The organism is Sedimentitalea sp. XS_ASV28, from assembly GCF_041224545.1.
Lineage (GTDB): Bacteria > Pseudomonadota > Alphaproteobacteria > Rhodobacterales > Rhodobacteraceae > Sedimentitalea.
Genome location: NZ_JBGFGP010000003.1, coordinates 1 through 281, shown reverse-complemented (window position 1 = coordinate 281; position 281 = coordinate 1). Strand labels below are relative to the sequence as shown.

Genomic DNA, 281 nt, shown 5'->3' with positions numbered 1-281 from the left:
GACGATGCAACCTGGTTTTCCGTAGACCCGCACCAGCGCATCCAGCTCGCGGGCGACACGGGCTCCCGAGATACTGGTGTCGGCCATGAGGCACAGGTTTTCGCGGCAGCAATCGTCGATCACTGCCAGGATGCGGAACTGGCGTGAAGCACCAAAGCTGTCCGACAGAAAGTCCAGCGACCACCGCGCATTTGGGCGCGCCGCCTCCGGCATCGGTGTGCGTGTGCCGCGGGCCCGTTTGCGGCCACGTCGTCGCTTCACCGAGAGACCTTCCTCCCGGT

1 pseudogene is annotated in these 281 nt (G+C 65.1%); it reads right to left on the bottom strand.

The features are described 5' to 3' along the window. Positions 1-281, bottom strand: a pseudogene (locus AB9K34_RS00015) (IS3 family transposase); the annotation flags it as partial.